The organism is Legionella dresdenensis, from assembly GCF_042649825.1.
GTDB lineage: Bacteria > Pseudomonadota > Gammaproteobacteria > Legionellales > Legionellaceae > Legionella_C > Legionella_C dresdenensis.
The window spans coordinates 51,310-60,910 of record NZ_JBHSAB010000016.1 but is presented as its reverse complement, the minus strand read 5'-3'; the positions used below and the strand labels follow the sequence as shown (position 1 = coordinate 60,910).

Here is a 9,601-nt window from a genome sequence, read left to right as displayed (position 1 = left end):
TTTCTATATATATTTAGCTCTTTTTTTCTATATCGCAATTTTTGTACAGCTTAAGGCAGCGCCATTGGGCCAAACGACCCAACCTACTCGTGTTGTTCTTTCGTGCCGGCGATAATCAGCTTGTACATGCGTTCGCTGATAATTCCCTGCTCAAATTTGATACGCGCATCGGTGGTCATTAATTGCCCTCGCTCCCTGACCAGTTTACGCGTTGTTGAGGTGACATCGTTGGGATCGCTTTCGAGGAGAATATCGCGGACTTCCTCATCAAAAATCAGATGTTCACGTAATGCTACCCGCTTGCCATCGATAGTAGGGACCAGTTTTTGCCAGATACAAAGCCTAATCGTCTCCAGAATATCAATAGTCCTTCCCAGGCGTTCTTCACCCGCGAATGAAGTAACCAGACGACGCATTGTTTCGGCGACACCTGATGTATGCAGCGTGGTATAAACCGGGTGGCCGGTTAACGCAGCTTCCAGCGCGGCGCTAATTGTCTCTGCATCCCGACACTCTCCCACCATTATTAACCTTGGCTTACGACGCAGCGCGTTTCTCACTCCATCCGCAAAGTTAGGTAAATGGCGCGGGATTTCAGATTGGCTGACAACTGCCGAAATTGTGGGAATTTCATCATATACGAACTCGATAGGCGATTCGTAAGTCAACACTTTTCTATGTGAATCATCTTTTTCAATCAAATCCCGGATAATGGATGCCAGTAATGTCGATTTACCGGAACCTGTTGCACCAGTGATAAACACAATCCCTTCCTGCGGCGCTACTGCTTCAAGGACATGCGCCGGAAGGTTCATGCTTTCCAGTTTTGGCGGTGTGGTAGGAATTGTACGTAACGTGATTTGGATGCCATCATGACCATCAACCAGACAGGCAGTCGCATTCACCCGGTAGCGGTAACGTACGCCGCGATTGGGGCGAAATTCGTAATGGGTATCGATGTCTTTACCAGACAGCAATTGCGTGGTTGCGTTAGGGCCGTAAATTGAGTTAATTAAATCACCTAACTCGGTGTTTGACAGGTTACGGTTTGTCAACTTCATTAATTGGCCGTAAACCTCGGCATAAATAGGCGAACCAGTCTGGATGGTAATATCTGACGCATGCAGACTTTCTGCATGCAACAGCATTTTATCCATAAAAGCCGGCGTAAACCGGCTAGGCTCATCAGGCATTAAACGGATATTGCTCATAATTATCCCGGTTTTCAGTTAACTGGCGCTATTTGAGGTTGCCAGTTTTTACTAGTAATAACGATCTGGTTATTTTGAGCTAATTTTTCCATATTCTTAAAGTGTTCCAGCGCATTTTCATCTTTTGCAACCGCAGCCCGCCATTCCTGGCTATTGATATTTAACGCAGGCAATGCGGTGATGCGCAATACGCGATCATCAATATGCATTTCGGAGGCATCGCCTGTTACGCCCAAGTCAGTATGTGAAACATATGGCGGCGATACCATGTTCATTGCATACAGCTTGCGGTATAGAATCATGCCGCTGAAATCTTCTTTTAAGCGTGCAATGCTTTCCTCAAGTATAGTATTAGCCTGTTCGCTTCCGTTTTTCCACCCTTTTTCGACATAAAGACACCAGAGCTGCTTTTCTGCACGGGTTTTAGGTAATAAAGTGATATCCGGTTGTTCGGGGCGTTTGTAATCCATCCAAAGATATTGCCGCCAGGTAGGAGGGGTGGTTATAAAGCGTGCCTGTTTGGCAACCTTGTATGTACGATCAGAGATCCGAATTGTCTGGGTATCAGCGAGATTAAGCGTATTGCGGCCTTCGAGTAATACTGGCGGCAGGATATTATGCTCAAGTACCAGGGAATTAAAATCATACACTGTATCTAATCTGCGGGCATTTTTGGTTAATTCCTCGTTGATATAATCAGCACGCCATGCCAGCCCGGCCTGAGCGCCCAGGCTCAGTGCAATTTCCTTTAAAGCCATTTCCCGGATTTTGCTCATCTGATGACGATTGCGCATTCTGGTGCTTTTATTGTTGCTTGCCATAGCTTTCAGTCCGGCAAGCGTAGCTGTATTACCGACAGGGCCTCGTATTGTTGTTGAAGTGCAGGCTGCCAGTATAATAGCCAGACAGGTCACTGCTAATTTAAGAATAAATTTTGGCATAGCGTAATTCAACTACCTGACTATTGGGATAAACATGAATATCGGCTTTTCTGCCGGCCTGATAATCGATATGGCGTAAGATTTCGGCAAGGCTTTCATCTTTGGCGGTAAGGCTGATTAATACCGGTACGGCAGGCTCTTTACCTAACACGCGTAATCGGAAATGGCCTGCTTTTGCAATCCTGGACGTTAATTCTTCAATTGGGCCAGACCAGTCAACAGATGCTCTTGCCTGCAAATTATAGGCATTAGGGATAGTTATTGTGTTATCTTTTGTTGGCGGCGTAATTACTTTTTCAACTTTAGCCATTTCAAGCATGGAGTCGCTTACAGACGACGCAGCTTCTGCCAGTTTGATGGTTGCATCGTCGCTGGGGTCGTTAATTGGCGGTTTCATGAATGTACGACTGCCGCAACCTTGAAGCAATACACTTGCGGCAATAAGCATAATGAGCTTTTTATTCATTTTTGTTTTTACGCTTTTTATTATCGAACAGTATTGTACAGATTGAAACAGGTGCTTGCCTGGTTGTCAAGCTTAAGTCTTTTATCAATGTAAAATTGTTTTGTTGGGAGCGGCTGTATCCGCTGCCATTAAGTTAAGAAAATGTGTCATCCCCGCGAAGCGGGGATCCATCCATCAAACAAGGTAAGGAGTCAACTTGAGAAATGGATTCCCGCCTTCGCGGGAATGACAGTATCTTAACTTAATGGCAGTGGGGTATCCACCACTTAACTCTTATCTTTTCCTGTAAAGCGTATAATAAACCTGACCCGCCTGTTTGGATTTTAAAGCCTCCCAATGTTCCAGATTAAGCTCAATCAGCTGCGGTGATTCCAGATAAACAAGTCCGCCTTTGGCCAGACAAGCGGAATTTTCCAGTAGCTGCAGGCATTCCCCCCACAAATTGTCCGCAAAAGGCGGATCAAGAAAAATCAAATCAAAACTTACGGTTGTTTTTCTTAGAAAAGCAAGGGCATCGCTGTTTATTACCTGTAATGCGGGAGAGTCAAATTGTTGTGCCTGTTTTTTGAGATTTTGAAATACCGGTACTGACGCTTCAATCAGGGTGACATGTTGCGCACCGCGTGAAAATGCTTCAAATCCTAATGCGCCGCTGCCGGCGAAGGCGTCAAGACAGCGCAGGTTATGGATGTCATGCATCAGCCAGTTGAACAGTGTTTCTTTGATTCTGTCGGGCGTAGGGCGCAAGCCTTCAATTGCTGGGAATGAAAGCTTTTTGCCCCGGTATCTGCCGCCAATGATTCTTACGGTCTGTTTCATGCCTTGCCTACAGTGATCAGAAGCATGGCGTCAGGCCGAATATGTTTGTCAAATGCCTGTTTAATTTCCTGAGATGTCACGGCTTCAATACGGGCTGTATAAGTATCCAGGTAATCATCTGGCAGATGGTAAAACATCATTCGCATCAGTAACCCGGCAATATTGCTGTTACTGGCTAATGACAGCGGGAAACTGCCGGTTAAATATTGTTTGGCTGCTGTTAATTCTTCTTCATTTGCGCCCGTTTGTAAAAAGCCTTTGATCGTTTCTTCGGTGATTTGCAGGGCTTGTACGGCCTGACTGTTTTTGGTCGACAGGCTGATAATAAATGGTCCATCACCCGGCATTGGCATGAACTGGCTGACTACGCCATAAGTCAGGCCGCGTTTTTCCCTGACTTCATCGGCGAGCCGTGAGACCATGGTACCGCCGCCAAGAACATAGTTGCCGACCATTAACGCAAAATAATCAGGAACGGTATGATCAATTCCTATCTGCCCCAAACGCAGAACGGTTTGTGAAGAAGGGTAGGGAATATTCGCTTTCTCCGCAGCGGCTAACGGCGTCGCTTTAATAATTGCTGGTGCATGTTGGCCTGACGGCAGATCTTTAACCAGCTGTTCGGCCAATTCATGCGCTTTGGCGCTATCTATAGCGCCTACAATGACAATATAGGCATTGTTCCCAACAAAATATTGTTTATAAAAATTACGTACCTGATTGAGCGACAGCATTTTAACGGTCTGGCTGGTACCATTTATCGGGTGGGCATAGGGATGATTTTTGTAGAGCTTGCTGAAAAAAGCGATATTGGCAACTTCATCAGGAGACTCCTGTTGCTGAGTTATCCGGCTTAACAACAGGCTTTTTTCCCGGTTAAACGCATCGAAACGTAGAGCGGGTTTAGTAATAATAAGGCTGAAAGTTTCCATTGCCTGGGCGAGCGCGTCTTCACTGGTCAGGGTTTTCAAATGCAACATGACCATATCGCGTGACGTTTCACTCTCGTATTGTGCGCCGGTATCAGCCAGTTTTTCTGCTATCTGGTTTGCATCAAATCGCGCATTACCCTGATCAAGCAATTCGGTAGTTAGCGCGCTTAAGCCAAAATTTTTACCGTCATAGGCTGAGCCTGCTGCAAAGGCGACATTCACATCCAGCATGGGAACTTCCATGGCCTGGTGAAAAACCACCTGTGCGCCGTTACTGGTTTGCCAGCGCTCGATGTTAAAACTGCCAGCCTGTGCATTCAGGGTTAACGAAAAGGCTAAAGCAGCAAGTAAGGTCAATCGTGTTTTCATTGTTGTTCCTTATTTGCAGTTTGAGGAAATAATCGGGTTTCGGTTATTGCGCGTTCAGTAAAAAATCGGCGTGCAGCCTGTTGCACCTGTTGCGGCGTTATCGCTTGAATCTGTGCGGTATATTGATCAGCCGCGTCTGTTCCCAATCCTATCGTTTCAAGCAAACCAAGTTCCATTGCCTGGCCGAATATTGAATCTTTTTCAAAAGTTTTCTGGGCAATGATCTGGGTTTTTACTCGCTTCAACTCGGCTTCACTGACAGGTTCGTTCTGTAAGCGCTGAATTTCTTTCAGCATGCCGGCTTTCAGGTTATCCAGGTTTTGGCCTTGCGTTGGCGTGCCGAAAAAGATGAACTGGGTTTGATACCGTGTATACAGATTATAATAAACATCAGCGCTGCTTGCGATATGGCTGCCGCGGATCAGATTTTTGGCAAGCCGTGAGCTTTCGCCGGCATCAAGTATGCTGGCAATTACTTCCAGCGCATAAGGCTCCCATTTATTGTCAGCTGTTTTTACGCTGGGCACAGTATAGCCAAACATTAACATGGGCAACTGCGCTGGTGCGTGGATTTCCTGGTATTTTGGGCCAAGCGCCGGCGGTTCAATTTGTTGTTTACGTACAAAAGTCGGACGCTTTTGCAGATTGCCAAAGTAAAGCTGGGCCAAATCGCGAACTTTATTGGCATCGACATCGCCGACTACCACCAGGGTTGCGTTATTCGGCGCATAAAAGCTCTGATACCAGGCCTTTACATCGCCGGCGGTCATCTGTTCCAAATCGCCCATCCAGCCGATGACCGGGTGATGATAGGGGTCTGTCAGATGCGCTTCTGCCATATAGCGTTCGAAAGCCAGGGCCTGTGGGTTATCGTCTGTTCTTAATCGCCGTTCTTCCTGAATGACTTTGATTTCCTTGGCGAATTCAGCCTTGTCCAGCAGCAGGTTTTGCATCCGGTCAGCTTCCAGTTCAAAACTGATCGGCAATTGCGCAGCCGCGATTTTTTCAAAATAGGCGGTATAATCAAAATTGGTAAATGCATTTTCCTGACCGCCGACACTGGCGACTGTTTTGGAAAATACGCCCATGGGATATTTGGGAGTGCCTTTAAACATCATATGTTCAAGCGCATGCGATACACCGGTAATCCCGCCTGGCTCGTCTGCTGAGCCAACATTATACCACATCATCGATACCGCAACCGGGGCGCGATGATCCTCTTTGACAATAATCTTAAGACCGTTTTCCAAAGTAAATTTCTGGACGTCTGCCATGGTTTGCCATGACAATAACGACAGAATAATCATCAATACATAACGCATGGATTAACTCCTAAGCAAAAAAGGTGATAGAATTCCATATTTCCTTTGTTTTGTATACCTATATGATTAAATGGTTTAAGAAAAATCAGGGGGATGTTTCCCCCGAAACATTAGCGGTTGAACCCCAGACAAACACGGCAATTGCAGCTGCGGGCAGTGATGAATCGCCTCATAGCCAGCAGGAGACTTCTGCCAAAATGGGGTTTTATGCCCGTTTTAAACAGGGTCTGAGCAAAACCCGACAACAGTTCGGCGATAGCATAGGTCGTTTGTTGCTTGGTAAGAAAACAATAGACGCCAATTTGCTTGAGGAATTGGAAACCTTGCTGCTGACTGCCGATCTTGGTATGGAAACGACTCAGGCCGTATTAAAGGATTTGAGCGAAAGCCTGGCACGGAAACAATTAACCGATGGCGATACCGTATTTGAAGCGCTGAAAAAACGTCTGGAGGGCTGTCTCCAGGCGAATACCAAAGCGCTGGATATTGAAACAGAGGATAAATCGCCCTTTGTAATTCTGACCGTTGGAGTAAATGGCGCCGGCAAAACGACAACAATTGGAAAACTGGCCAAACAATTCCAGCAGCAAGGCAAAAAAGTCATGCTTGCCGCCGGCGATACTTTCCGGGCAGCGGCGGTTCAGCAATTGCAGGTATGGGGGGAGCGCAACCAGATTCCTGTTATTGCCCAGCATACCGGAGCGGATAGCGCGTCAGTGATTTATGATGCCTTGCAGGCTGCTAAAGCGCGCGGAATTGATGTATTGATTGCGGATACTGCCGGCCGGCTGCATACTCAGAATAATTTGATGGAAGAGCTGAAAAAAGTAAAACGGGTTATGCAAAAACTCGACCCGGCAACACCGCATGAAACAATGCTGGTACTTGATGCCAGTATCGGGCAGAATGCTCTTAATCAGGCACGTGAATTCCATCAGGCAATCGGTTTGACCGGTATTACCATGACCAAGCTTGACGGTACGGCCAAAGGGGGAATACTGTTTGCTATCGCTAACGAATTAGCGATACCATTGCGATATTTGGGAATTGGCGAAAGCATAGACGATTTACGTCCTTTCGATGCACAGCAATTTGTCAGGGCAATTTTTAACGATGATTAACTTCGATCAGGTTACCAAGCGTTATCCGGGCGGTTATGAGGCTCTCAGCCAGATTAATTTTTCATTGGCCAGAGGCGAAATGGTTTTTCTGACCGGGCATTCCGGCGCAGGGAAAAGTACTTTGCTGAAATTAATCGCGAAGCTTGAAACGCCTTCTTCTGGCCAGTTGATGGTAAATGGCGTTCGTTTAAACCAATTGAAGGAAAAAGAGGTTCCTGCGTTTCGCAGCAGCCTTGGCATCACATTTCAATCGCCTTATCTGCTTAATGATCGCACGGTATTTGATAATGTTGCCTTACCCTTGCAAATTAGGGGCGTTCAGCCGGTGATGATTGCCAAGCGAGTGCATGCGGCCCTTGATATGGTCGGTCTTTTAAATAAAGAGAAAGTACTTCCTATGCACCTGTCTGGAGGGGAACAGCAACGCGTAGGGATTGCCCGCGCGGTTGTCCATAAACCGGCTTTACTGTTGGCTGATGAACCGACCGGCAATCTCGATCCTGGCCTCTCAGCCGAAATTATGAAAATTTTTGAGCAATTTAATCAGGTTGGAGTAACTATTTTGATTGCCACCCATGATTTGGCTTTAATCGCCAGCATGCGGCATCGTATTGTCATGCTGAAAGGAGGCCGTTTATGCTAGATGCTCTCCAGGCGTTGGCTGCGTATCACGTGCAGGCAGCGACAAACAGCTTCAATTTTCTATGCCGTCGGCCATTGGCAACGATGATGACGGTTATCGTTATAGCAATCGCTCTGACATTGCCGGTGTTATTTTGGGTTTTCAGCGACAATGTTGAACATTTGACCGCCGATTGGCAGCGTAGCGGCCATATATCACTGTATCTGAAGCAAAGTACCGGTGAAGATGCCGTTTTGTTGGGTCAGATCCGTGCGGTTGATGGTGTAGGGCAGGCAACAATGAAAACGCCTGCGGAAGGATTGGCAGAGTTGCAGCAACAGGAAGGGATGAATGATATTGTAAAATATTTACCTGAAAATCCGTTGCCGGCTGTAGTGAGCATCACGCCCGCGCTTACAATCGATAATCCATTAAAATTGCAACAGCTTTATGATCGTTTGCGTGCTTTACCGCAAGTAGAGCAGGCAAAGCTTGATATGGAATGGATAACCCGCCTGGATGCTATTTTGGGCTTTGTCAGCAAAATTGCCAATGCCTTGATGGCGTTACTGGCCTCGGCGGTGGTATTAATTATCGGTAATACTCTGCGGTTGGCGATTCAAAATCGTCATGAAGAAATTCAGGTTCTTAAACTGATTGGCGCAACTGATGCATTTATCTTAAGGCCTTTTTTATATTCCGGGATTTGGTATGGTTTGGCGGGCGCGATTTTTGCGATCTTGTTTACCAATATTATTATGCTGAGCATTGCAGTGGCTATTGAAGAACTCGCTTCGGTTTATCACATGCGTTATCCGCTGCTGGGATTATCGGTAAAACAGGCTTATATGATTGTTCTGGCCGCTATTGCTCTCGGCTGGCTGGGCGCACGGTTGTCGGTGAAAAGGCAGTTGGCAGCAATAGAGCCGTAAAACGCATTAATCGTGTTGTTGGGCTTCACAGCCCAACCTACGCTTTTTTAACATTTGCGAGTTACTGTTTAATCCTGGCCTGTAAATTTTTTTGCAGTGTCTGACATCTGTCGAGAATCCCGGCACGTATGTATTGCCCTTTTGCTGTATTATCCTCTAAAACTGCAGCCAGAATTTTGCTGAATTCTCCCATGCTATATACAAGCGTATTCACTTGTATTTTTGCACTGTTCGGCGTTAATTCACCTGTTTCGGTTATATTTTTTAATGATTGCCATTTGGATTTATAAGGGCTGTCAATTTGAGCCAAATCAGTAATCAATTGCTTGAGCTGCTGGATTTCAGGCTCCAACCTGTTTAACAGGGGTTTAATTCTGAGTCTGGTATTCATATTGCTGGTCCTGTGTTGTCTGCATTATTCTCCATTTCATTGTTCTGCTCACTCTCTTGTTTATTATCAGGCAGATATTCTGAAACCATCGCAGTAATTTTTTCTATTAACTGATGTATTGCTGCCAGCAATTGATCTGAAAGGGATTCCTCCATGTCCTCATCAATGGCTTCATCCTCCGTGTCTGATGCATCAGCTTCTGGTAAATCTGCTTCTGGCGCATTTGTTTTTTGTTCATCCGTTTTGTACAGATTCTCAATTTCCTGCGCAGCTGCTTGTTGCTCCCATAAGACCTCAAATTTTTCCAAAACTGGCTGTTCAGGTTCAGGTAAGGGCAGTGGCGCGGCTAATTTTTCTGGTTGTGGAGCGCGAGTGTAGGATGAGGGAGTTTCTGAGTATGCACCCAGTTCTGCTTCCCACGTCTTCTGCCACTCGTTATCATTCTCGTTTGAATCGACCATCGCATTCCTCATAC

Annotated in this window: 11 protein-coding genes; 3 read left to right on the top strand and 8 right to left on the bottom strand. The window is 46.1% G+C overall.

Translation table 11 applies throughout. The features are described 5' to 3' along the window. Positions 1-83: 83 nt before the first annotated feature. From dotB to ACFORL_RS07880, 6 genes are all read right to left on the bottom strand, one after another. On the bottom strand, positions 84-1,193 hold the full coding sequence (gene dotB, locus ACFORL_RS07905) for a Dot/Icm type IV secretion system ATPase DotB (protein WP_382342808.1): 1,110 nt from the start codon (positions 1,191-1,193) through the stop codon (positions 84-86). Positions 1,194-1,225: 32 nt separating this feature from the next. Further along, a complete protein-coding gene (locus tag ACFORL_RS07900) occupies positions 1,226-2,152 on the bottom strand; it encodes a type IV secretion system DotC family protein (protein WP_382342795.1) in 927 nt (308 codons plus the stop codon). Continuing rightward, positions 2,133-2,618: a type IVB secretion system lipoprotein DotD gene (gene dotD / locus ACFORL_RS07895; RefSeq protein ID WP_382342793.1), complete on the bottom strand. Its 486-nt coding sequence runs from the start codon at positions 2,616-2,618 to the stop codon at positions 2,133-2,135. The genes ACFORL_RS07900 and dotD overlap by 20 nt, the downstream gene beginning before the upstream one ends. Positions 2,619-2,891: 273 nt before the next feature. Then, positions 2,892-3,437 (bottom strand): 16S rRNA (guanine(966)-N(2))-methyltransferase RsmD, encoded by a 546-nt coding sequence (gene rsmD / locus ACFORL_RS07890; protein ID WP_382342790.1) that lies wholly within the window; start codon positions 3,435-3,437, stop codon positions 2,892-2,894. Continuing rightward, positions 3,434-4,726, bottom strand: coding sequence for a M16 family metallopeptidase (locus ACFORL_RS07885; protein ID WP_382342806.1), 1,293 nt, complete (start codon positions 4,724-4,726; stop codon positions 3,434-3,436). Before ACFORL_RS07885 ends, rsmD begins: the two co-directional genes overlap by 4 nt. 8 nt (positions 4,727-4,734) lie before the next feature. After that, positions 4,735-6,060 (bottom strand): M16 family metallopeptidase, encoded by a 1,326-nt coding sequence (locus tag ACFORL_RS07880; RefSeq protein WP_382342788.1) that lies wholly within the window; start codon positions 6,058-6,060, stop codon positions 4,735-4,737. 197 nt (positions 6,061-6,257) lie between these two features. Between ACFORL_RS07880 and ftsY the strand changes: the two genes are divergently transcribed. The 3 genes from ftsY to ftsX are packed head-to-tail and all read left to right on the top strand — an operon-like array spanning position 6,258 to position 8,735. Beyond that, complete coding sequence (gene ftsY / locus ACFORL_RS07875; protein WP_382342804.1) at positions 6,258-7,181, top strand: signal recognition particle-docking protein FtsY; 924 nt, start codon at positions 6,258-6,260, stop codon at positions 7,179-7,181. Then, entirely contained in the window at positions 7,174-7,824 is a 651-nt protein-coding gene (ftsE, locus tag ACFORL_RS07870; protein WP_382342786.1) for a cell division ATP-binding protein FtsE, read from the top strand. The genes ftsY and ftsE overlap by 8 nt, the downstream gene beginning before the upstream one ends. Then, positions 7,818-8,735, top strand: a complete 918-nt coding sequence (gene ftsX, locus ACFORL_RS07865; RefSeq protein WP_382342783.1) for a permease-like cell division protein FtsX — start codon at positions 7,818-7,820, stop codon at positions 8,733-8,735. The genes ftsE and ftsX overlap by 7 nt, the downstream gene beginning before the upstream one ends. A gap of 61 nt (positions 8,736-8,796) precedes the next feature. On the opposite strand, the gene ACFORL_RS07860 is transcribed toward ftsX, so the two are convergent. Both ACFORL_RS07860 and ACFORL_RS07855 read right to left on the bottom strand, forming a co-directional pair. Next, positions 8,797-9,126: a hypothetical protein gene (locus ACFORL_RS07860; protein WP_382342781.1), complete on the bottom strand. Its 330-nt coding sequence runs from the start codon at positions 9,124-9,126 to the stop codon at positions 8,797-8,799. Next, positions 9,123-9,587, bottom strand: coding sequence for a hypothetical protein (locus tag ACFORL_RS07855; protein ID WP_382342779.1), 465 nt, complete (start codon positions 9,585-9,587; stop codon positions 9,123-9,125). Before ACFORL_RS07855 ends, ACFORL_RS07860 begins: the two co-directional genes overlap by 4 nt. Positions 9,588-9,601: the final 14 nt, after the last annotated feature.

Bases quoted from the DNA above. Each gene is read 5' to 3' on its own strand.
- dotB (WP_382342808.1), bottom strand. From the start codon at position 1,193: ATGCCTGATGAGCCTAGCCGGTTTACGCCGGCTTTTATGGATAAAATG.
- ACFORL_RS07900 (WP_382342795.1), bottom strand. From the start codon at position 2,152: ATGCCAAAATTTATTCTTAAATTAGCAGTGACCTGTCTGGCTATTATA.
- dotD (WP_382342793.1), bottom strand. From the start codon at position 2,618: ATGAATAAAAAGCTCATTATGCTTATTGCCGCAAGTGTATTGCTTCAA.
- rsmD (WP_382342790.1), bottom strand. From the start codon at position 3,437: ATGAAACAGACCGTAAGAATCATTGGCGGCAGATACCGGGGCAAAAAG.
- ACFORL_RS07880 (WP_382342788.1), bottom strand. From the start codon at position 6,060: ATGCGTTATGTATTGATGATTATTCTGTCGTTATTGTCATGGCAAACC.
- ftsY (WP_382342804.1), top strand. From the start codon at position 6,258: ATGGGGTTTTATGCCCGTTTTAAACAGGGTCTGAGCAAAACCCGACAA.
- ftsE (WP_382342786.1), top strand. From the start codon at position 7,174: ATGATTAACTTCGATCAGGTTACCAAGCGTTATCCGGGCGGTTATGAG.
- ftsX (WP_382342783.1), top strand. From the start codon at position 7,818: ATGCTAGATGCTCTCCAGGCGTTGGCTGCGTATCACGTGCAGGCAGCG.
- ACFORL_RS07860 (WP_382342781.1), bottom strand. From the start codon at position 9,126: ATGAATACCAGACTCAGAATTAAACCCCTGTTAAACAGGTTGGAGCCT.
- ACFORL_RS07855 (WP_382342779.1), bottom strand. From the start codon at position 9,587: ATGGTCGATTCAAACGAGAATGATAACGAGTGGCAGAAGACGTGGGAA.